The sequence below is a fragment of the Nocardia sp. NPDC059229 genome (assembly GCF_042754165.1).
GTDB lineage: Bacteria > Actinomycetota > Actinomycetes > Mycobacteriales > Mycobacteriaceae > Nocardia.
In genome coordinates, this window is the sequence record NZ_JBHZAK010000001.1 from 1,057,338 (window position 1) to 1,078,878 (window position 21,541).

Annotated in this window: 23 protein-coding genes; 15 read left to right on the plus strand and 8 right to left on the minus strand. The window is 68.5% G+C overall.

The window, feature by feature from the left end:
• Positions 1 to 27 precede the first annotated feature (27 nt).
• From ACFXHE_RS04905 to ACFXHE_RS04935, 7 genes are all read left to right on the plus strand, one after another.
• On the plus strand, positions 28 to 1,470 hold the full coding sequence (locus ACFXHE_RS04905) for a lytic murein transglycosylase (RefSeq protein WP_379379840.1): 1,443 nt from the start codon (positions 28 to 30) through the stop codon (positions 1,468 to 1,470).
• A 176-nt stretch (positions 1,471 to 1,646) separates the two neighbouring features.
• Complete coding sequence (locus ACFXHE_RS04910; protein WP_379379842.1) at positions 1,647 to 2,516, plus strand: lytic transglycosylase domain-containing protein; 870 nt, start codon at positions 1,647 to 1,649, stop codon at positions 2,514 to 2,516.
• Between the two features lie 100 nt (positions 2,517 to 2,616).
• Positions 2,617 to 3,753, plus strand: coding sequence for an Mrp/NBP35 family ATP-binding protein (locus tag ACFXHE_RS04915; protein WP_379379844.1), 1,137 nt, complete (start codon positions 2,617 to 2,619; stop codon positions 3,751 to 3,753).
• Positions 3,754 to 3,911: 158 nt separating this feature from the next.
• Positions 3,912 to 4,331 (plus strand): DivIVA domain-containing protein, encoded by a 420-nt coding sequence (locus tag ACFXHE_RS04920; RefSeq protein ID WP_379379846.1) that lies wholly within the window; start codon positions 3,912 to 3,914, stop codon positions 4,329 to 4,331.
• Positions 4,328 to 4,900, plus strand: a complete 573-nt coding sequence (locus tag ACFXHE_RS04925; RefSeq protein WP_379379848.1) for a DNA-3-methyladenine glycosylase I — start codon at positions 4,328 to 4,330, stop codon at positions 4,898 to 4,900. Before ACFXHE_RS04920 ends, ACFXHE_RS04925 begins: the two co-directional genes overlap by 4 nt.
• Positions 4,901 to 5,065: 165 nt before the next feature.
• A complete protein-coding gene (locus ACFXHE_RS04930) occupies positions 5,066 to 5,233 on the plus strand; it encodes a DUF3117 domain-containing protein (protein ID WP_083869218.1) in 168 nt (55 codons plus the stop codon).
• A 107-nt stretch (positions 5,234 to 5,340) separates the two neighbouring features.
• On the plus strand, positions 5,341 to 6,546 hold the full coding sequence (locus ACFXHE_RS04935) for a putative RNA methyltransferase (RefSeq protein WP_379379849.1): 1,206 nt from the start codon (positions 5,341 to 5,343) through the stop codon (positions 6,544 to 6,546).
• Here the strand turns inward: ACFXHE_RS04935 and ACFXHE_RS04940 are convergent.
• Positions 6,518 to 7,456, minus strand: a complete 939-nt coding sequence (locus ACFXHE_RS04940; RefSeq protein WP_379379850.1) for a LysR family transcriptional regulator — start codon at positions 7,454 to 7,456, stop codon at positions 6,518 to 6,520. The two genes, ACFXHE_RS04935 and ACFXHE_RS04940, sit on opposite strands and share 29 nt — an antisense overlap.
• A gap of 69 nt (positions 7,457 to 7,525) precedes the next feature.
• Here ACFXHE_RS04940 and ACFXHE_RS04945 point away from each other — a divergent pair, with 69 nt between their 5' ends.
• Positions 7,526 to 8,035 (plus strand): GNAT family N-acetyltransferase, encoded by a 510-nt coding sequence (locus ACFXHE_RS04945; RefSeq protein WP_379379851.1) that lies wholly within the window; start codon positions 7,526 to 7,528, stop codon positions 8,033 to 8,035.
• A gap of 12 nt (positions 8,036 to 8,047) precedes the next feature.
• On the opposite strand, the gene glgA is transcribed toward ACFXHE_RS04945, so the two are convergent.
• Positions 8,048 to 9,217 carry a glycogen synthase gene (gene glgA, locus ACFXHE_RS04950; RefSeq protein ID WP_379380413.1) on the minus strand — a complete coding sequence of 390 codons (1,170 nt, stop codon included), beginning with the start codon at positions 9,215 to 9,217 and terminating at the stop codon, positions 8,048 to 8,050.
• A 147-nt stretch (positions 9,218 to 9,364) separates the two neighbouring features.
• On the opposite strand from glgA, the gene glgC reads away from it, so the two are divergent.
• Together glgC and ACFXHE_RS04960 are read left to right on the plus strand one after the other, a co-directional pair.
• Positions 9,365 to 10,579 (plus strand): glucose-1-phosphate adenylyltransferase, encoded by a 1,215-nt coding sequence (gene glgC, locus ACFXHE_RS04955; RefSeq protein WP_379379853.1) that lies wholly within the window; start codon positions 9,365 to 9,367, stop codon positions 10,577 to 10,579.
• A gap of 126 nt (positions 10,580 to 10,705) precedes the next feature.
• On the plus strand, positions 10,706 to 11,890 hold the full coding sequence (locus ACFXHE_RS04960) for a hypothetical protein (protein ID WP_379379855.1): 1,185 nt from the start codon (positions 10,706 to 10,708) through the stop codon (positions 11,888 to 11,890).
• Between the two features lie 18 nt (positions 11,891 to 11,908).
• Here the strand turns inward: ACFXHE_RS04960 and ACFXHE_RS04965 are convergent, their stop codons facing one another.
• The 6 genes from ACFXHE_RS04965 to ACFXHE_RS04990 all read right to left on the minus strand — a co-directional run bounded on the left by ACFXHE_RS04965 (position 11,909) and on the right by ACFXHE_RS04990 (position 17,108).
• Positions 11,909 to 12,421, minus strand: coding sequence for a hypothetical protein (locus tag ACFXHE_RS04965; protein ID WP_379379857.1), 513 nt, complete (start codon positions 12,419 to 12,421; stop codon positions 11,909 to 11,911).
• 60 nt (positions 12,422 to 12,481) lie between these two features.
• Positions 12,482 to 12,700, minus strand: a complete 219-nt coding sequence (locus ACFXHE_RS04970) for a hypothetical protein (RefSeq protein ID WP_379379859.1) — start codon at positions 12,698 to 12,700, stop codon at positions 12,482 to 12,484.
• Between the two features lie 228 nt (positions 12,701 to 12,928).
• Positions 12,929 to 14,587: an ABC transporter permease gene (locus ACFXHE_RS04975; RefSeq protein WP_379379861.1), complete on the minus strand. Its 1,659-nt coding sequence runs from the start codon at positions 14,585 to 14,587 to the stop codon at positions 12,929 to 12,931.
• The gene (locus ACFXHE_RS04980) at positions 14,584 to 15,519 is read right to left on the minus strand and encodes an ATP-binding cassette domain-containing protein (protein ID WP_379379863.1); all 936 of its coding nucleotides are present in this window, start codon (positions 15,517 to 15,519) and stop codon (positions 14,584 to 14,586) included. Before ACFXHE_RS04980 ends, ACFXHE_RS04975 begins: the two co-directional genes overlap by 4 nt.
• 33 nt (positions 15,520 to 15,552) lie before the next feature.
• Positions 15,553 to 16,185 (minus strand): TetR family transcriptional regulator, encoded by a 633-nt coding sequence (locus ACFXHE_RS04985; RefSeq protein WP_379379865.1) that lies wholly within the window; start codon positions 16,183 to 16,185, stop codon positions 15,553 to 15,555.
• Positions 16,186 to 16,460: 275 nt separating this feature from the next.
• Positions 16,461 to 17,108 carry an O-methyltransferase gene (locus ACFXHE_RS04990; RefSeq protein WP_379379867.1) on the minus strand — a complete coding sequence of 216 codons (648 nt, stop codon included), beginning with the start codon at positions 17,106 to 17,108 and terminating at the stop codon, positions 16,461 to 16,463.
• A 233-nt stretch (positions 17,109 to 17,341) separates the two neighbouring features.
• Between ACFXHE_RS04990 and sigE the strand changes: the two genes are divergently transcribed.
• The 5 genes from sigE to ACFXHE_RS05015 all read left to right on the plus strand — a co-directional run bounded on the left by sigE (position 17,342) and on the right by ACFXHE_RS05015 (position 21,492).
• Positions 17,342 to 18,034, plus strand: coding sequence for an RNA polymerase sigma factor SigE (sigE, locus tag ACFXHE_RS04995; RefSeq protein WP_379379869.1), 693 nt, complete (start codon positions 17,342 to 17,344; stop codon positions 18,032 to 18,034).
• Between the two features lie 92 nt (positions 18,035 to 18,126).
• The gene (locus ACFXHE_RS05000; protein WP_354833623.1) at positions 18,127 to 18,531 is read left to right on the plus strand and encodes a hypothetical protein; all 405 of its coding nucleotides are present in this window, start codon (positions 18,127 to 18,129) and stop codon (positions 18,529 to 18,531) included.
• Positions 18,532 to 18,541: 10 nt separating this feature from the next.
• Positions 18,542 to 20,089: a trypsin-like peptidase domain-containing protein gene (locus ACFXHE_RS05005; RefSeq protein ID WP_379379871.1), complete on the plus strand. Its 1,548-nt coding sequence runs from the start codon at positions 18,542 to 18,544 to the stop codon at positions 20,087 to 20,089.
• Between the two features lie 69 nt (positions 20,090 to 20,158).
• Positions 20,159 to 20,596, plus strand: coding sequence for a Sec-independent protein translocase protein TatB (tatB, locus tag ACFXHE_RS05010; RefSeq protein WP_379379873.1), 438 nt, complete (start codon positions 20,159 to 20,161; stop codon positions 20,594 to 20,596).
• Between the two features lie 59 nt (positions 20,597 to 20,655).
• The gene (locus tag ACFXHE_RS05015; protein ID WP_354833617.1) at positions 20,656 to 21,492 is read left to right on the plus strand and encodes a hypothetical protein; all 837 of its coding nucleotides are present in this window, start codon (positions 20,656 to 20,658) and stop codon (positions 21,490 to 21,492) included.
• The last annotated feature ends 49 nt before the right edge of the window (positions 21,493 to 21,541 follow it).

Consider the following 21,541-nt stretch of genomic DNA (forward strand, 5'->3'; position numbering starts at 1 on the left):
GTGGTGGCGAAGAGAATTTCTGCTCCGGTGACAGCGTCGGCACTGTTGATTGCGGGCCTGGTCACCGCCGGTTCCGCCACCAATACGACCGTCCACACCGTGGCCCCGCAGGCCGCGCCGGACGCATTGCTGGCGGCCGCCGCGACGCACAACACGAGCGTGAACAGTCCCGCCGACACCCCCTCCGACCAGACCGTCGGCCTGGTTCCGGCGGCTCCGGAGGCCCCCCGCAAACTCAGCGCAATGACCCCGCCCGCCGACGGCTCGCCGCTCTTCGGCGGCACCGTGCCGCTGCAGGACATCGCGCTGCCCGGCGGCAGTGGCGTGCTGGGCATTCCGGAGATCGTGCTGGCCGCCTACCGCAATGCCGAACTGGCGCTGCAGTCTTCGGACCCGAACTGCCATCTGCCCTGGTACCTGCTGGCCGGCATCGGCCGCATCGAGTCCAACCACGCCAACAACGGCCGCACCGACGCCGCGGGCACCACGGTCTCGCCCATCTACGGCCCGGCCCTGGACGGGACGCTGCCCGGCAACGAGATCATCAAGGCCAGCGACGGCAGTTTCGTGCGGGCTATCGGCCCCATGCAGTTCCTGCCCAGCACCTGGTCGGTGTACGCCGCCAATGGAAAGGGCAGCGGCACACCGGATCCCAACAATGTCTTCGACGCGGCGCTGGCGGCGGGCAAGTACCTGTGCTCGGGCGGTATGGACCTGGCCGATCCGCAGCAGCAGCTCAGGGCCGTGCTGCGCTACAACAATTCGGTGTCGTACGCGGCCAACGTGCTCAGCTGGGCCAACGCCTACAAGACCGGCGGCGCCCCGCAGCGGGTGAGCATCTCGCCGGATCTGGTGCCCAACAACTACCTTCCGGTCAACGGCCCCGATATCTCGGTGGCCTCCACCACGATTCCGGCCACCGAGGCGCCCGACACCACGCGGCAGTCCACCACGCCGACGCCGACCCAGGTGATGATCACCATCCCGGGCCTGCCGCCGATCCCGTGCGGCATCTTCTGCCCGGCTCCAGTGGTGCCCGCGAATCCCTGTGAGCAGGTGATGGTTCCGGCGCAGCAGCCGGATCAGAAGGCCGACAAGGTCCCCGGCGACCCGGACACCGATGACAAGACCAAGCCCGAGGACGCCGCCAAGGCCGAGAACGGCAAGCCGGCCGAGCAGCAGTTCGGACCCGACGGCAAGCCGGTGGTCAAGGATCAGCCCGCCGTCACCACCTGCAACACCCAGACGGGTCAGCAGGGCCAGAAGCCGCAGGATCAGCCGCAGCAGGCCGTCCAGCAACCGCAGGACCAGCAAACGGTCACGCCCTCCGGGACGCCCGAGCCCGAGGCCGTGGCCCCGGCCGAAACCACTCCGGACGCCACCACGACCACCACCCCGGCCCCCGGCATCACGCTGCCGTTCGGCATCACGATTCCGCTTCCGGCGCCGGCCCCCGCGCCCGCCCCGTAACGATGGTGTGATTCGCGAGTTTCGTCGCGCCGCTCCGGAACTCGCGTCTGACTTGCGTTTCCTTCAAATCCTGAGAGTTGGTCACGAAGGGGTAACAGGAAGGTCTCGGATAAGGTAACCTGACCTTCGTTGCATCACCCCGGTATCAACCGATGGCAATGGAGGGTCACCACACAGTGGGTCGTCACCGCAAACCCCCGGTCCCGAAAGTTCGCCGTGGATCGGTCATCGCATTGACCGGGCTCGTGCCCGCCGGACTGGCCACAGTTACCGGAGCCGGCGACGGGAACATCGCCGACAAGCTCGCGGCTACCGTCCAGCACCAGCTGTCGAACGACAGCGAGGAACAACTACCCAAACCCGAGGCAGCCGTAATACCGGCCGCCGCACCGGAACCGCTGCTGCACGAGGCCAAACAGGTTGCGCCCGTTGGTCCTCCGGAGGTCAAGTCCGTCGCCCAGCCGGACGGCCGGGTGCCGTCGGCGCGCGCCGCCGGGCCGCTCGGCATGCCGGGCGTCGCGCAGGACGCCTACGAGAACGCGGAACGCATTCTCGCCGTGGAGAATCCGACCTGCAATATGCCGTGGAACCTGCTGGCCGGCATCGGCCGGGTCGAATCCACCCACGGCTACGGCAAAATCGACGACAACGGCTACCCGCTCGAATCCGTCTACGGCCCGATCCTGGACGGCAGGCTGGCCGGGAACAACGTGGTCGCGACCTCCGACGGCGGCGACCTGGACGGCTTGTCCGGCAGCTACCGCCGCGCCGTGGGCCCCATGCAGTTCCTGCCCGAAACCTGGCGCAAGTACGCGGCCGACGGCAATGGCGACGGCGTCGCCGATCCTCAGAACATGTACGACGCCGCGCTCACCGCCGGCAAGTACCTCTGCTCGGGCGGCCTCGACATGCATGATCCGGGCCAGCAGACCCGGGCCATCCTGCGCTACAACAACTCCATGGCCTACGTCGCGAACGTCATGGCGTGGGAGACCGCGTACGGCTCGGGGATCTCCCCGGCGGCCGCCGCGCTGCCTCGCATCTAGACCACGCCACCCACGCATCCGACCACGCCCTGCACACCCGCCCCGGGTATAAGCGGAGGGCGAAAACGGCACGGCCGACGGCGCTCCTAGACTTGGGCACATGCCAGTGGTTATGGAATCGGATGTGCGGGTCGCGCTCGCGAAGGTGATCGACCCGGAAATCCGGAAGCCGATCACCGAGCTGGGCATGGTGAAGAGCGTCGAGGTCGGCGCGGATAGCGGTGTCCACGTTGTGATCTACCTGACGACATCGGCCTGCCCGATGAAATCCGCCATCCAGGAACGGGTCACGAAGGCCGTCGCCGACGTGGCCGGAGTCGGCGCCATCACGGTCGAGCTGGACGTCATGAGCGACGAGCAGCGCACCGAACTGCGCCGCAAGCTGCGCGGTGACGCCGCGGAACCGGTCATCCCCTTCGCCCAGCCCGGCTCGCTCACCCGCGTCTACGCGGTCGCCTCCGGCAAGGGCGGCGTCGGAAAGTCCTCGGTCACCGTCAATCTCGCCGCCGCCATGGCCGCCAAGGGCCTCTCGGTGGGCGTGCTCGACGCCGACATCTACGGCCACAGCGTGCCCCGCATGCTGGGCACCGAGCAGCGGCCCACCCAGGTCGAGCGCATGATCCTGCCGCCCATCGCGCACGACGTGAAGGTCATCTCGATCTCCATGTTCACCCAGGGCAACACCCCCGTGGTGTGGCGCGGCCCGATGCTGCACCGCGCGCTGCAGCAGTTCCTGGCCGACGTCTTCTGGGGCGACCTCGACATCCTGCTGCTGGACCTGCCGCCCGGCACCGGCGACGTGGCCATCTCGCTGGCCCAGCTCATTCCGAACGCGGAGATCCTGGTCGTGACGACCCCGCAGCTGGCCGCCGCCGAGGTCGCCGAGCGCGCGGGCTCCATCGCCCTGCAGACCCGCCAGCGCATCGCCGGTGTCATCGAGAACATGTCCTGGCTCGATCTGCCCGACGGCACCCGCATGGAGCTCTACGGCGCCGGCGGCGGCCAGACCGTGGCCGACAACCTGACCCGCGCCATCGGCGCGAATGTCCCGCTGCTGGGCCAGATCCCGATCGAGCAGCAGCTGCGCGAGGCCGGCGACGAGGGCACCCCCATCGTGCTGCGCGCCCCGGAGAGCCCATCGGGCAAGGCCCTGCTCGACATCGCCGACAAACTGTCCGTCCGCCGACGCGGCCTGGCCGGCATGTCCCTCTCCATCGACACCACCCGCCACCTGTAGCAATCACGATCAGGGAGCTCTCAGCGCGGAATTCGCCCGAATCCCGCGCCGAGAGCTCCCTGACTTTGTTCTCCCTTTGGGGGAGTGCGGAATTCGAGGGCGCGTTTCCGCCAGGGGTACGGGCGGACTGCGCCGCGGGCGGGCCCTAAGCTCGGGGCATGCTCACGATGCTGCTGTACGTGCTGATCGTCGGATTGGTCGCCGCGCTGCTGTTCCTGGTGGCCAGTGCGATCTTCGGGCGGTCGGAGGAGCTCGGGCCGCTGCCGGAGGGGACGACCGTCACCGTGCTGCCCGCAGCGGGGATCAGCGGCTGCGATGTGCGGACACTGCGCTTCCAGCAGGTGTTCCGGGGGTACAAGGCGGGCGAGGTGGACTGGGCCCTGACCCGGCTCGCCGCACGCATCGACGAACTCGAAGGCGAACTCGCCCGCGTGACCGGAGCGGAGGCCGCGGCGGAGCAGACGGCCGAGCCCGGCGCCAATTCGCAGTCCGGACCGGGCGAGGCGGCGGTCCCCCAGGTGCTCCCGGCCGAACCGGGCGTCCCGACGGAGCACGGCGAAGAGCCGGGCACGCGGTGACCGCGGACGCGAGCACCGACGGACTGATTCGGTGCGGATGGGCGGAGGGGTCCCAGCTTTATCGGGATTACCACGATCAGGAGTGGGGACGACCGCTGCACGGCGATGACGCGCTATTCGAACGAATGTGCCTCGAGGCGTTTCAGTCGGGGTTGGCGTGGATCACGATTTTGCGGAAGCGGCCCGCCTTCCGGACCGCATTCCAGGGCTTCGCGATCGAACGGGTCGCGGGGTTCGGGGATGCCGATGTGGAACGCCTCATGGCGGATCCCAGCATTGTTCGCAATCGGGCCAAAATACTGGCGAGCGTCCACAATGCGCGAGTTGCCCGCGATCTCGGCGAGAGCCTCGACGCCCTGCTCTGGTCCTATGCCCCGGCCCCGCGCAAGCGCCCGCGGAGCACGTCCGATGTGCCCGCTGTCACAACCGAAAGCACCGCTCTCGCAAAAGAACTCAAGCGACGCGGGTTCAAATTCGTGGGACCCACGACCGCATACGCACTCATGCAGGCGACGGGGATGGTAGACGATCACATCGCCGATTGCTGGGTGAATGTCGGTACTCGCTGAACGCCACGACGGTCGGTTTTTGGAACTCAGGTACCCGCCCCGATCCGCGATAGGGAAGAATGGGCATGGTGTAGCCCGCCACATGCCGGCGGGCTGCCTGGTTGGTGACAACTGGAGTTCCATGAAAGTGCGCAGCAGACCGCGCAGATCTGGAGGGAGCAGAGGATGGCGGCCATGAAGCCCCGCACCGGGGACGGTCCCCTCGAGGCAACCAAGGAAGGGCGTGGAATCGTGATGCGGGTTCCACTCGAGGGTGGCGGGCGTCTGGTCGTCGAGCTCACGCCGGATGAAGCCGCGGCGCTCGGTGACGAACTCGTCAAAGTCACCAGCTGATCGATCGACTCGCCGGTGCCGGTGAGCCCAACTCCCGGGACTCTCAGGGGCTTCGCCCCCGAACCCCCTCGAGAATCCCGGGGGCTCCCAGGCTTACCGGTACCACGGTGAACAACAACTCATATCCCCCCATAGTCGGCACTGCCGAGCCCTCCCCCACGGAACGGCTCCTGGCCTGCGCCGACCTGCTGGCCTGCCCACAGTGCGGCCTGCCCCTCACGGCTCCCGTCGCCGACCCCGCGGCCGGCGACCCGCCCGCCCGCACCCTGCGCTGCCCGCACGGCCACAGCTTCGACCTGGCCAAGCAGGGCTACATCAGCCTCCTCACCGGCGCGTCCACCAAAATGACCGGCGACACCCCGGCCATGCTCGACGCCCGCACCGCCTTTCAAGCCGCAGGGCATTTCGCCCCCATCGCCGCCGCCATGGCCGAGACCGTCGCAGCAGCCCTTCCCCACCGCAACATCGAACCCGCCATCACCACCCCCCACCCCGTAACTGATTCCGACACAGCAGTATTCGGAGCGGACTCCCCCACGGCTGCCACCTCGCCCACGCACGCGCCCGCAGTCCAGCAGCACGGTGGCACCGCCGACCCGGCGAGCTCCCACATTCCACGCAAACCCGGCCCAGCCACGCCGACCCGGCATCGACGCCTCCGCCCCGGAACCCTCGCACCCGGAATGACCGTCACTTCGGCCTCCGCAGCACGACTCGCCACCACCCTCCTCTCCGCGGGCGGCGGCCCGGCACTGCTCGAGATCGGAGCGGGGACCGGGTATTACCTGGCGGCCGTGCTGGATGCCGTACCGGGAGCTCGGGGAGTCGCCCTCGACGTGTCGAAGGCGGCGGCGCGGCGGGCGGCTCGGGCGCATGCGCGGGGCGGGTCGGTGCTGGCCGATGCGTGGCGGGGGCTGCCGGTGCGGGATGGCGTGATGGGGGCGGTGGTGTCGGTGTTCGCGCCGCGGAATGCGGACGAGGTGGCGCGCGTGCTGGGGGACGAGGGGCGGTTCGTGGTGGTGACGCCGACCTCGCGGCATCTGGGTGAGCTGATCGAGCCGCTCGGGATGGTGAGTGTGGATGCGGCCAAGGCGGATCGGCTCGCCGAATCGCTCGGGGAGCGGTTCGAGCTGGTGGGACACGACGCGGTCGAGTACACGATGGAGCTCTCGCACGAGGATGTGGCGAATGTGGCGGCCATGGGGCCGTCGGCGTTTCATGCGGCCGAGGGGCGGGCGGAACAGATTGCGGCCCTGCCTGATCCGATGCCGGTGACCGCGTCGGTCACGATCTCGGTGTATCGCCCACGCTGAGCCCGAGCGGTTCCGGAGGTTTCGGGCGGTTCGGGAGCAGGTCGAGGAGGTTGTGGACCAGGGGGCGGGTGTCGTCCGCCCGGGTGGCGATGTAAATCGTTGTGGCCGCGTCGGTTTCGGCGAGGGGGATGATGCGGACCGAGTCGGGGGCGGTGAAGGTGGCGCTGCGTGGGGCGATGGTGACGCCGAGGCCCGCGGCGACCAGGTAGAGGATGATGGTCCAGTTGGTGGCCTCCTGGACGATGCGAGGGCGGCGGCCGGATTCCAGCAGCGGCGCGAGGTTCTTCTCGTAGGCCAGTCCGCCCGCGGCGCGCGGGAAGAAGACCAGCGGGTTCTCGGCGAGTTCGGCGCCGGTGAGGGTGGCGCGTCCGGCGGCGGGGTGGTCGGCGGGGAGGATCGCCACGAACGGCTCGGTCATGAGGGGGACGGTGACGGTGCCGGGTTGCTCGTCGGGGTCGCGGACGATGGCCATGTCGAGAGTGCCGTTGGCGAGGCGCTCCATCAGGTGGCTGGTGAACCCTTCGACCAGGTCGACCTGCACAAGCGGGAAGCGTTCGCGGAATTCGCGGACCCCGCGCAGCGGTTCGAGCGGCAGCACCGAGGGGACGAAGCCCAGGTGGAGCGTGCCCTGACTGCCCTGGCCGATGCGGGTGACCTCGGCCAGGTCGCGTTCGGCGTGACCGAGCAGGGCGCGGGCGCGCTCGCGCAGCACGATTCCCGCGGCAGTGAGCACGACGGTCCGCGAGGTGCGGTCGAAGAGCCGGGTTCCGAGCAGGGTTTCCAGGCGCTGGATCTGCTGGGTGAGGGCGGGCTGGGCGATGTGCAGGCGGGCGGCGGCCCGCCCGAAGTGCAGTTCCTCCGCGACCGCCAGGAAGTAGCGCAGGTGCCGCAGCTCCACACCGGGGTTCATAAGTTGATCATATCGATCGCAGCTATCAAGTATTGGACGTTATGGTTCGACGTCCGACATGCTTTCCTGGTGACTCAGCAGACGGAAGCCCGCGCCCCGGAACTCGATTCGATCGTGGTCGCGCCGATGTCCTCGCCCGATGACGCCCGTGCCTTCAAGGACCTGAACCTGGAGTGGATCGAGACCATCTTCTCGGTCGAGCCCGCCGACCTGGCCACCCTCGACGATCCGCAGGCCATCGTCGATCACGGCGGCGAGGTGCTGATCGCCCGGCTGGACGGCGAGGCCGTCGGCTGTGTCGCCCTGGTCCAGGAGGAGCTGGGCGTGTTCGAACTGTCGAAAATGGCCGTGTCGCCGCGCTTCCGGGGCCGCGGCATCGGCCGGGTGGTGCTGGCCACCGCCATCGAGCGGGTGCGCGATCTGGGCGCGACGGAGTTCTTCCTGGCCAGCAATGCCCGGCTGGCCAGCGCCGTGCACCTGTACGAGGCCATGGGTTTCGTGCACGTGCCGCCCTCGGAGCTGCCGCCCAGTCCCTATGACCGGGCCGATGTGTTCATGCGGTTTCCCCTGACCGCCTGAACCGGCGCCCGGCTATCCCTTGCGGACCAGGTCGTAGATGTGCGCGGTGCGCGCGGCGATCCGGTTCCAGTCGAAGGCGCCGATCGCCCGGTCGCGGCCGGCCGCTCCCATCGCGGCGGCCGTGACCGGGTCCGCCGCAATGGTGTTCACCGCGCGGGCGAGGCCGCGCTCGTAGTCCCGGGGCGCGGTCTCGTCGTAGTGGACCAGCCGCCCGGTCTCCCCGGGCACCACCACCTCCGGAATCCCGCCCACATTCGAGGCAACCACGGCGGTCCCGCAGGCCATGGCCTCCAGGTTCACGATGCCCAGCGGCTCGTACACCGACGGGCACACGAAAACCGTTGCGGCCGCGAGCACCTGCCGCACCAGCTCGGTGGGCAGCATCTCCTTGATCCAGAACACGCCGTCGCGGTCGGCCCGCAGCGCCCGCACCGACGCCGCCACCTCGGCCTCCATGGCGGGTGTGTCGGCGGCCCCGGCCAGCAGCACCAGCTGAATGTCCGGATCCAGATGCCGGGCCGCGGCCAGCAGATGCGAGACGCCCTTCTGCCTGGTGATGCGCCCGACGAATGCCGCGATGGGCCGCCCCTGGGACACGCCGAGTTCGGTGAGCACGTCCCGCGAGCCGGACGCGGGACCGCCCGGATGCCAGACGTCGGCGTCGATGCCGTTGTGCACCACGTGGACTTTGGCGGGGTCGATGTCGGGGTAGGCGGCGAGCACATCGGCGCGCATGCCCGCGCTCACCGCGATGACGGCGTCGGCGTGGGTCATGGCATTGTGTTCCGACCACGAGGACAGCCGGTAGCCCCCGCCGAGTTGCTCGGCCTTCCACGGCCGCCGCGGTTCCAGTGAATGCGCGGTCAGCACGTGCGGAATCCCGTACAGCTCCCCGGCCAGATGCCCCGCGAGCCCGGTGTACCAGGTGTGCGAGTGCACCACGTCGGCGAAGCTCGCGGCCTCGGCCATGCGCAGCTGCGCGGACATCATCTGCAACGCGGAATTCGCCGCGTAGAGCATCGGATCCGGTTGGTGCACCACGGCATCCGCGCGCGCGACCCCCATGCAGTGCACGGTGACATCGCACAGCCGCCGCAACCGCGGTACAAGTTCGGTGACGTGCACCCCCGCCCCGCCGTACACCTCCGGCGGGTATTCGCGGGTCATCAGGGCCACTCGCAGTCCGCGAGCTCCGTCCGCGCGGTAACTCACCGGTCCAAACTAAACGTTAGCTCGCGGGCTAACCAATCGAGGTGGCCCGCAAGATCGCGATGAACACGGCACCAGCTGGACATTCCGTGTTCGGGCACAACCGGTAGTTTCAGGAGTGTGAGGAGCCAGCCGCACGTACTCGGGATCGTGCTCGCCGGTGGCGAGGGCAAGCGACTCTTTCCGCTCACCAAGGACCGCGCCAAGCCCGCGGTTCCCTTCGGCGGCGCGTACCGGCTCATCGACTTCGTGCTGTCGAATCTGGTGAATGCGGGTTACCTGCGCATTTGCGTACTGACGCAGTACAAGTCGCATTCGCTGGACCGGCATATCTCCCAGACCTGGCGGCTGTCGGGCTTCGGCGGGGAGTACATCACCCCGGTGCCGGCGCAGCAGCGGCTGGGCCCGCGCTGGTACACCGGCAGCGCGGACGCGATCATGCAGTCGCTGAACCTGATCTACGACGAGGACCCGGAGTACATCGTGGTCTTCGGCGCGGACCACGTGTACCGGATGGATCCGGAGCAAATGGTGCAGGCGCACATCGACTCCGGTGCGGGCGTGACGGTGGCGGGCATCCGGGTGCCGCGCAGTACGGCGAGCGCCTTCGGCTGCATCGATTCCGACGAATCCGGCCGCATCATCGGCTTTCTAGAGAAGCCGGTGCACCCGCCCGGCACCCCCGACGATCCGAATGTCACCTTCGCCTCGATGGGCAACTACGTGTTCAGCACCAAGGTGCTGGTGGACGCCATCCGCGCCGACGCCGACGACAACGACTCCGACCACGACATGGGCGGCGACATCATTCCGAGCCTGGTGCGTTCGGGCGCGGCCGCGGTCTACGACTTCTCCACCAATGTGGTGCCCGGCGCGACCGAGCGCAGCCGCGGTTACTGGCGCGATGTCGGCACCATCGACGCCTTCTACGAGGCGCACATGGATCTGGTGTCGGTGGATCCGGTCTTCGATCTCTACAACAAGCACTGGCCGATTCGCGGTGCGGCCGAGAATCTGCCGCCCGCCAAGTTCGGCCGCGGCGGCCTGGCCCAGGAGTCGATCGTGGGCGCGGGCAGCATTCTGTCGGCGGCGACGGTGCGCAATTCGGTGCTGTTCTCGAATGTGCTGGTGGAGGACGGTGCGACGGTGGAGGGCAGTGTGCTCATGCCGGGCGCGCGGATCGGCCGGGGTGCGGTGGTGCGGCACGCCATTCTGGACAAGAACGTGGTGGTGACGGAGGGCGAGATCATCGGCGTGGACCGGGATCGGGATCGGGAGCGTTTCGCGGTGAGCAATGGCGGCGTGGTGACCGTCGGCAAGGGCATCTGGGTCTGACTACCAGGCGTTTCAATCCATCCGGCCGGGCGAGCGACACGGATAAGAGTGGACATCCGGCCGATGCTGGTCCGAAAATCTGTGCATGGAGCGCCGCCGCCGACGGGCCGCGCGGGAGGGATCACCATGCGCCGTCCGGCACGTGTCGTCACTGCCATCACCTGCCTCGCCTTGACCGCCCTGCTGTCCGGATGCGGTAGGTCCGGCACCCCGGTTCCCGGTGAGCTGGATGTCCGCACCCTGGACACCGGGTCCTATCCGGTGAACCGCTACACCTACGACCGCAACAACGGCGGCAAGGGCAACACCATCGAGGGCATCCGCATGACCGCGGCCGTCGCCCCGGCGGTGAAGATCGACTCCCATCTCAATATCGGCCGCGGCGGCGTGGTGCTGTCCACGGTCGACGACGTGGTGAATGTCAGCCACCTGTCCTCCGCGGTCAAGAGTGTGCTGACCAACCGCGGCTTCGTAGCCGGTTTCGCGGCCAGCGGCTCGGACCGCGAGGACGTCAACGACAATCCGGATCCGAACGGCACCACCATCACCACCCGCGTGCTGCGCTTCCCGTCCGCCGACAATGCCAAGCTGGCCGCCCGCGAACTCGAGGACGCCGACTTCAATGTCGCGCTGAACGTGAACCAGAAGCTCACCCTGCCCGACTATCCGGACGCCTACGCGCACTGGCGGCCGGGCGTGCCGAACATCGGATTGACCATGGCGCGCAAGGACTTCGTGATCTCGCTGTTCATCCTGCGTCCCAGCGCCGATCAGAAGGATCTGCTGTCCTGGGCCAAGAAGACCCTCGACGCCCAGGTCCCGACGCTGGACGCCTTCCAGGAGACCCCGAACGACCAGATCTCGCAGCTGCCGGTCGATCCCGATCGCCTGCTGGCCCGCACCCTGGTGACCGACCGCGACCACAAGACCGTCGATCCCGACGATTTCGCGGTGTTCCCGGCCAATTGGCTCATCCTGCCCTCCGACGACATGGCCTACTGGACCAAGCTGGTGTCCGATGGCGGTGCGGACGAAATGTCCAGCGCGGACGGTAATTTCGTCATCCGGCTGCGAGATGGCAAGGCGAGCACGGATTTCGTGACCGGCATGATCAGCAACCTGCAGGAGTCCGCGACCAGCGGGCCGGACAAGGTGCCCGACGTCAAGTGCGTGCACCGCACCTCGGACAAGACGCCGAGCCGCTGCTACGTCAGCTACAAGCAGTACGTGGGCGTGGTGAACGGGACCAATGATTCCGACGCCCAGAAGAAGGCGGCCGCGCAGTACGCGCTGCTGGCCAACAGCCTGTAGCGGATCCGGTGCGGCGCTTCAGAATCGGAGGATGTCCGCGTCCAGCAGCCGCCAGGCGGCGGACCGGGACACGGGACGGTGCGACCGCTCCTCGTGCGGCTGCGGAGTGACATCGGCCGGCGCGCGATCCCCGGCGCACCGGCAATCCGGCTCCGCTGCCGCGCGGTCCTTGTCGCAGGCGTCCGGGCGCACCGCGGCCGCGCTACGCGAGACCGAGTGCCCGGTGCGGGTGCGCCCGCTGCGTGGCGAACTGTCGTCGCGGAACCAGTAGTCGCGAAAACCGAACGGCTGCAGCAGCGCTCGCAGGAAGGCGGCGCCGTCCTCGGGCAGCACGGTGCGGTTCTCGCCGAGAATGTCGACGCCCTGGTGGTACCAGACGCGGGCAACCAGTCCTTCGACCGGGTCCACTGTCCGGAAGGTGGCGCGACCGTCCGCGGCGAGCCGGAATTCGGCGATGCGCCGCCACTGCCCGGCCTCGCGGAAGTACAACCCGACCACGGCCGGGAACCGCTGCCCCATGGGTACCCCCACTCGTCGAACTATTCCCGTGGAGTATCCGCGCCGACGGTCCGGAAACCTCGATACGACCGTTCAGTTCGGATACCCGGGTACCGGAGTTCGCGCACCGCAGAACGGTTCACACGTACTGGTCGTCGTCGGCACGTACCGCGACGCGTGGTCGTCGAAACGGGCTCCGCTGATCAGTAGCAGTACCAGCAGACCCATGCAGATGATGCCGCCGAAGAAAACCAGTGCGGGCCAGAGCCATCCGGCCGGTAGGTGTACCCCGAGGGCGAGTCCCTCGAACATATCCCCCACCTCCTAGCAAAAATCGATCCCCCTCTGCTGTACCACCGCGTCACCGGCCGAATCCAGACCTCAGCACTGCCCCTGCACCGCCCACCCCGCCCGATCACCGTACCCGCACCGGCAACCAAGGATTCGCTGGCGACGGAACGCGGGGCCACCCCGGCACACCGGGTCACCGCGAACGCCCGCACCGGCGGGTCCGGTGCGGGCGTTCGCGGAGGTGTCGCACTAGGCGGATCGGAGGTCGCGGCGGCGGAATGCCATGAGCCCCACCGTGATCAATGCCACGTCCACGAGCACGAGCACCACCAGCGGGGTGGCGGTGAACGCCTCGCCGGGCACCTTCGGGGCGTGCTCGAACGGGTTCAGATCGCGGAACCACTGGGGTGCGCCCGCGAGCGAGCCCAGCAGGAAGACCGCGATGGCGGCGGTGAGGAAACCCCACGCCACGGTCGACCAGCGGGGCAGCAGACCGAACAACAGGACGGTGATGGCGGTGAAGGTCCACACCGCAGGCACCTGCACCAGCGCGGCCCCCAGCACCTGACCGGTCTTCTGACCGACGTCACCGGCGGCGCGACCGTAGATCAGGCCGCCGAGCAGGCCCGACACCGCGAGCGCCAGTGCGGGTCCGAGCAGGGCGAACGTCAGATGCGAAGCCACCCAACGGGTTCGGGAGACCGCACCGGTGAGCACGGCTTCCGCGTGCGCGGTGCTCTCCTCGGAGTGCAGCCGCAGCGCCGCCGACACCGAGTAGGCCGCCGCACCCAGCGCGACCATGGTGAACGCGTAGCTGATCAGCGACTTCTCCAGCGATTCGGAACCGCCCATGCGGGTGATCAGATCGCGAATGGTCTGGCTGCTGCCCAGTTGCTTGCCGACGCCGTTCGTCACGCTGCCGATCATCAACCCGTACAGCCCGAGTCCGACCGTCCAGGCCAGCAGCGTCCCGCGCTGCAGCCGCCAGGCGAGTCCGAGCGGGCCGCCCAGCGCGGGCCCGGCCGCGAGTGCGCCCGGCCGCTCCGCGATCAGGCCGGCACCGGTATCCCGGTGCGCCAGTAGGTAATACGCGACGACGGTCAGCACGGTCGCGGTGAGCAGGTGCAGCAGCAGCACCGCGAAGTGATCGCCCGCGAACGCCCGCACCTGCAGCGACCAGCCCTGCGGGGCCAGCCAGGTGAGCGGGCTGGTCGGGCCCGCCGCGGCACGCACGTCACCGACTGCGCGCAGCGTGTACGTCACACCCAGCACCGCGAAGGCGATACCGCGCGCCACCCGGGCGCTGGCCGACAGCTGGGCGGCGATCGCGGCCACCGAGGCGAACACGATGCCCGACCCGGCCATCGCCAGACCGAAGGCCAGCGAGCCGGAACGCGGAACGGAAGTGCTCGCGATGCTGGCGAATCCGATCAGCCCGGTGGCCAGCGCGCCACCGTAGGCCACGATCAGCGCCGCGGTCAGTCCGGCGAACCGCCCGACCCGCGTCGAGGCCAGCAGTTCGGTACGCCCGGTCTCCTCGTCGGCCCGGGTGTGCCGGATGACGGTCAGGATGGTGGCCACGCCGATGAGCGTGAAGAACATCCCGGCCTTCCAGACGCCCGAGGCGCCGAGGCTGGTGTTGTAGATCGGCCCGTACATCGCCAGTTCGGCAGGGTTCGACAGGATGCCGTCGGCGAAGCCTTGGAAGTCGGCGGGCGTGTGGTAGATCTTCTCGAGGCTCTTGATATACACGCTGCCCAGCGGCAGCGACAGCAACAGCACCCACAGCGGCAGAATGATCCGGTCGCGCCGCAGATACAGCCGCAGCAGCTGCCAGGTCCCGGTGAAATCCCCCGCGAATAACGGTGTTTCGAACGCGCGGGGCGCGGTGGCGGTGACCGCGGTCATTTCGACACCCGCTCGCGCTCGTCGGCCGGAGCCCGACCATCGAGCGAATAGTGGCGCAGGAATAGCTCTTCCAGCGTCGGCGGCTGGCTGACCAGGCTGCGCACACCGGCGTCGCCGAGCACCCGGATCAACTCACCCAGGTGTTCACTGTCCACCTGGGCATGCAGGGTATTGCCCTCGACGCTGATGTCCTCGACTCCCGGGATGCGGCTGAGATCGCCTGGGCTGCGGACCATTTCGGCGGTGATGGAGGTGCGCGAGAGATGCCGCATCTGGGCCAGCGTGCCGGTCTCGACGGTCTTGCCCGCCCGGATGATGGTCACCCGCTCACACAGCCGCTCCACCTCGGACAGAATGTGGCTGGACAGCAGCACCGTGGTGCCGCGCGCCACCGCCTCGGCCACGCACTCGTTGAACACCTGCTCCATCAGTGGATCCAGGCCCGAGGTCGGCTCGTCCAGCAGGAACAGCCGGGCGTTCGACGAGAACGCCGACACCAGAGCCACTTTCTGCCGGTTGCCCTTGGAGTAGGTGCGCGCTTTCTTGCTCGGATCCAGCTCGAAACGCTGGATCAGCTCGGCGCGGCGATCCTGATCGATCCCGCCGCGCATGCGCGCCAGCAGATCGATGGTCTCACCGCCGGACAGCGACGGCCACAGCGTGACATCGCCCGGGACATAGGCGATGTCACGGTGCAGCGCGACCGCGTCCGTCCACGGATCCCGGCCCAGCACCACGGCCTCGCCGGAGGTGCGCGACAGGATGCCCAGCAGGATGCGGATGGTGGTGGACTTCCCGGCCCCGTTCGGCCCGAGGAAACCGTGCACCTCGCCCTCGGCGACCTCGAGGTCGAGACCGTCCAGGGCTCGCACCTGCCCGAAGTTCTTGTGCAGATCCCGGACTTCGATCACGGGATTGGCAGGAACGTTCATCGAATCTCCTTGTAGGAAAACGACGTTGATGGGTTATTGCTCAGTACTGGTCAATGCGTCCAGCGCCGTGGAATCGGTGAGCATGCCGTGGGTGTAGATCTCCAGCGCGGGCAGCATCATGCGCTCGGCGTATTCGCGCAGCGCCTTGCGGAAGTCGACGGGACCCGACTGCTCCGCCGCGTAGAGCTGCAGGAACATCATCATGCCGCCGCCGTTGTTGGTGGCCACGTAACGCGCGGTGGCCCGCACGTCGCGCATCGGCTTGATGGACCCGCCCGCGACGCCCGCGCGCAGGTACTGCTCGGTGTCCTCGACCATGTGCTCGAAGAAGGTCTTCATCAGCGACCCGCCCGCCTGAAAGCTGCGCATCAGGTAGGCCATACCCGGGGCGAACTCCTCGATCTCGGCCAGCTGGCGCATGAGCCCGCCGGGCGAGGGGTTCTCGATGTACTCCATCTTGGCGGCCCGGATCGTCTCCCGGACCCACTCGTCGCACGCCTCCCGCAGCCCGTCCTTGGACCCGAAATGGTGATTGACCAGCCCGGCAGAGACTCCCGCCGCAGCCGCGATGGCCCGCACGCCGACCCCGAACCCTTGCTCCCCGAACACGGTGATCGCGGCGTCGCGAATCCGGGCCCGGGTTGTCAGATCGTCGGTTGAACGCATGTTTAATACCTTAAACACATGTTCAAGCAGAGGGCAAGGGCCTTTCGGCTCGAGTCGCGAGGATTTACGAAATCCAGACGTCCGGGCACTTCGTCACCGGGGACTTTCCGCGCCGGGAAAGCTGTCCGACCGCAGTTGTTGCCACGCGGACTATCGCCGCGCGGAACGCCACGGTGGAATCGAATTCCACACCGGGCGTTGAGTTTTCACCCGCACGCAGCGCAGAATCTCACCCGCGCGCAGCGCTGAATCTCACCCGCGCGCAGCGCTGAATCTCACCCGCGCGCAGCGCAGAGCAGCCCGTCGCCGACCGGGATCAGCACGCTCGTCAGGTCCGGATCCTCGGCGATCGCGCGGGTCGCCGCCCGCACGGCCATGGTCTGCGGGTCGCGCTGGGCGGGGTCCGGGACCCGACCCCCGAGCAGGGCATTGTGCAGCAGGATCGCGCCGCCATCCCGCAGCAGCCGCACCGCCTGCGCCACATACTGCGGGTGCTCGAGCGGGGCGGCATCGATGAAGACCAGGTCGTAGGCCCCATCGGCGAGCCGCGGCAGCACATCCAGGGCCCGCCCGTTGATGAGCCGGGTGCGCGCCGGCGCGATCTCGGCCGACCGGAACGCCTCGCGGGCCGCGCGCTGATGCTCGGGCTCGGAGTCGATGGTGGTCAGGGTGCCGTCCTCGCGCATGCCGTCCAGCAGCCACAGCCCGCTCACCCCGGCCCCGGTGCCGACCTCGACCACGGCCCGCGCCCCGAGCAGCTGGGAATACATGCTGAGCAGCGCGCCGACCGCCGGCGCGACCGGGGCCGCGCCGAGTTCGAGGGCGCGCTCGCGCGCACCGACGAGGATGTCGTCCTCGGCGACGGATTCCTCCACGTAGGCGAGGTTGCGCTGCAGGTTCTGTGCCGCGGGAGTCTGGCTCACGAAGTAGAGGCTAATGGCGATACACCGGTAAGGCGTGGCGGTGACCGGCCGGTGTGGCGATTTTTCTCAGGTGTCCCTCAGCCTCTGCATACAGCGGCCTCATCACGACCCGCCAGAGTAATGCTCACGCCAGGCCAGCGACCGCGGGCTCGGAATCGGGAACAGCTGATCCAGCAGATTGGTTGTCCTCGATATCGGGTCCACGGTCCCGAGTAGGAGGTAACCCCATCCACATGGTCGACGCGGCGCGTGAACACGCCAACACTCTGCACCCGCAGATCAAGCCGCTGGACAGCGACACCGCGCTGGACAGCGACCTCATCCCGTCCCCCGCCGATGACGAGGCCGCCCTGTCCGGGACCGCAGCCTTCGACGCCACCGGCGATCGCTCCGTCATGCCGACCTGGGACGAGCTGGTCCGCGAGCACGCCGATCGCGTGTATCGCCTGGCCTACCGCCTCACCGGTGACCCGCAGGACGCCGAGGATCTGACCCAGGAAACCTTCATCCGGGTCTTCCGGTCCCTGCAGAACTATCAGCCCGGCACCTTCGAGGGCTGGCTGCACCGCATCACCACGAACCTGTTCCTGGACATGGTCCGCCGTCGCAACCGCATCCGCATGGAGGCGCTGCCGGAGGATTACGACCGGGTGCCCTCCGAGGGTCCGGGTCCCGAGCAGGCCTATCACGACGCCAACCTGGATCCGGATCTGCAGTCCGCGCTGGACTCGCTGGCCCCGGAGTTCCGTGCCGCGGTCGTGCTCTGTGACATCGAAGGTCTGTCGTACGAGGAGATCGGCGCGACGCTGGGCGTCAAGCTGGGTACCGTGCGCAGCCGCATCCACCGAGGACGTCAGGCACTGCGCGAGCACCTCGAGCATAATGGGATTGAGCGGCGATTCGCCGCCACCGAAAACGTCGGGTGAGCCGCGGGCACTGCGCCCGCGCTTCCTGGACACCACGCCCGCGGGCAGGTGTCGCCCGAACAGCTCGAGTCGTCCGGAAGGGTGTGCAGCGTATGAGTGGCGAGGACCGACCGCACCGTCGTCCCCCGCGTTTCGCCCCCACCGAGCATCTGGCCAGTGAGGCCATCGCCGCCTATGTGGACGGCGAGCTGCGGATGAACGCGTACCTGCGTGCCGCCCACCATATTTCCGTGTGCCGCGAGTGCGCGGCCGAGGTGGATGCCCAGCAGCAGGCCCGGATCGCGCTGCGGCAGTCCTCGGATCAGATCTCCGCGCCGCTGAGCCTGCACGACACGCTCAGCCGGATTCCGCGGGCGTTGCTGCAGGAGTGCGGTAATCACCAGACTCCCGACCCCGCCGACCGCGATCGGGGTCCGCTGGCGCGCGGCATGAGTTCCTTCGGCCTGCGCCAAGATTCGTTCGACAGCAGGCGGTGGACGTCATGGTGGCGCAAGTAGAGTCCATAGCGTGACCACCGAATCGAAGAACACGGGCCCGGGGCCCGAGCGGGATGCGGTTTCCGATTCGGCGGCCAATCGGGGGAACCTGAGGCCGTCGGACGCACCGGTGCTGGGGCCGCGGCCGGTCCTGCGGCCACATGTGGACACCCACACCGCGCGTGCCTTCCGCCGCCCGAACGGTCAGCACGGCTCGTTCGCGGCGCGGCCGAAGGGTGCCGCCGGGGCCGCGCCGCAGGGGGATACCGAGATTCAGAATCGCCCGCCGGACGCGGTGCTGGCGGAGGCGTTCGGTCGTCCGGAGGGTTCGACCGATCAGCTGCAGCGGGACCCGGAGGCAAAGACCGAGACGACCGCCCCGGCCGCGCCCGCCGATCCGTGGCGGGACCCGAATTCGGCCGCGCGCCTGGGCACTCCGGCCGTGGCGCAGGCCCGGCCGCAGGCGCTGACGCCCGGACCCAAGCTGGGTGCACGGGAGGTGCTGTTCGGTGGCCGAGTGTCCTGGCAGGCGCTGGCGCTGCTCGCGGTCATCGCGGCGGTCATCGGTTTGCTCGGCGGGTTCGTGGGGGCGTTCACCGGCTCGTCGGCCTCCGCGCTGACCTCGCGCAAGGTGGCGCTGCAGTCCGCACCCGCGGTCAGCGAATCGCACAACCAGATCACCAAGGTGGTCAATGCCGTCATGCCCGCGGTGGTCACCGTCCGGGCGTGGCTGGGCGACACCGGATCCACGGGCTCGGGCGTGGTGATCGACGGGGCCGGCTACATCGTCACCAACAATCACGTGATCTCGCTGGCCGCCAATGACAAGTCGGGCAAGGCCAAGCTCGATGTGGTGTTCTCCGACGGCTCGCGGGTGCCGACCCAGATCGTGGGCCGCGACACCAAGTCGGATCTGGCGGTGCTGAAGGTCGATGTGAAGAACCTGTCGGTGATCCAGCTCGGCAATTCCAATGACGTGCAGGTCGGCGACGACGTGCTGGCCCTGGGTTCGCCGCTGGGCCTGGAGAAGACGGTCACCTCCGGCATCGTGTCGGCGCTGCACCGGCCGGTGAAGGTGGGCGGCGAGGGCACCGACACCGATGCCACCCTGGACGCCGTGCAGACCGACGCCGCCATCAACCACGGCAACTCCGGTGGCGCGCTGGTGGACATGCAGGGCCGGCTGGTCGGCATCAACTCGGCGATCAAGTCCGAGAGCGGCGGTTCGGTGGGCCTGGGCTTCGCGATTCCGGTGGATCAGGTCAAGCGGATCTCGCAGGCGCTGATCCGGGACGGCTCGGTGCACCACCCGCGGCTGGGAGTCAGCGCCAAGACCAAGATCGTCGCCAATGACGTGATGAGCGGCGCGGCGGTGGCCGATGTGCAGGCCGGTAGCCCGGCGGCCAAGGCGGGCATCGTGGAGGGCGACGTGATCGTGAAGGTCGGCGATCGCGATGTGTCGGGTCCGGAGGAGCTGACGGTTGCGGTGCAGTCGCACGAGATCGGGCAGACCGTGACGGTGCGCCTGATTCGCGACGGCCGCGAGGTCGATGTCCCGGTCACCCTGGAATCGGACTAGTCGGTAGTAATGAATCGACGCAGGTGCGGCGGCGAAAACTTCGGGATCGGACAAAGGTAGCCTGGAGCCGTGTTCAGCAATATCGGCTGGGGCGAGATGCTCATTCTGCTCGTCGCCGCACTTGTGATTCTGGGTCCGGAGCGTCTGCCCGGCGCCGTTCGCTGGACCGCGCACGCTCTCAAACAGGCGCGCGATTACGCCACCGGCGCGACTCAGCAATTGCGCAATGAGCTCGGCCCGGAATTCGACGAGATCCGGAAACCGTTGGAGCAGTTGAACGAACTGCGCAGTATGAATCCGCGATCCATGGTCACCAAACACCTGCTCGACGGGGACGACTCAATCCTGAACAGCTTCAATGACCTGACCAGTTTCGACAAGCCGGTGAGCTCCCCGAACAGCGGAAACGGTTACACCAACAGCGGATCCGGCCCGCTTTCGATGCCGAAGGAACAAAAACCGCTGGAGCGCAACGAACGTCCGCCGGTGGATCCGGACGCCACCTGAGATCAAATATGTCGACCGGACTTGACGCATGATGCTGTCCAGCTATCTAGACTGCGCACATGTCGGCCGACGAGGTGGCCCGGGTATTCGCGATCGAGGACAAGGTCGAACGCCTGAAAGCCGCCACCGAAGGCGTGGCAGCCGCGCAGCAGCAGATCAATGAGCTGACTCGCATCCGCCGCGCCGTCATCCGCGAACTGCATGCCGAGGGCTGGACGTTCGCGAGAATAGGTGCGGCCGCGGGACTTTCCCGCGCCCGCATCCACCAGGTGAGTACGCAAGGGCCAGTACCGGAAGGTTTGTTCTTCGGGCACGGGCCGCTCACCATCCTCACCCCGGACGTCCGCAGCACGACGCGCGCCATCGCCCTCGTGGGTGCGCCCGATGCCGCGGCGCCGCACCGGCTGGTCGAGCTACTGCGGGAACTCGGCTTCACCGCCAATGTCCAGCGCTTCCTGCCGGGCCGCCCGCTCGACCTCGACCGGGACGGCCTGATCGTGCTCGGCGGGCCCGAATTGTCGCCCAGTCTGCGGTATCTCGTGGCTGCGGACCCGCGCCTGCGCCGCACGGTGGCGCGCGCCGGGCGGGTACGCCGGGGCATCGAGGACCGGGCCGCCCGCCGCGTCTACCGCCCGGGCGGCACCGAGCCCTACGACATCGCCTACCTGGCCCGCCTCCCCCGCCCGGACGGCAAGGGCAGCGTGCTGGTCATCGACGGCCTGCACCCGCCCGCCTCGCTGGGCGCGATCCGGTTGCTGGCAACCAGACTCGCGACCCTGCACGAGCGCGCGAGCACCCATCCGTTCTCGGCGGTGGTCGGCGTCCGGTACGACCGCTCCACCGGCGAACCGATCGAGGCCGACCTGCTGACGCCGATCTACCGCCACGACCGCTAGCCGGATCCATGGCCGACATGATGGCGCGCAACGGAATCCAGCGAGGCGG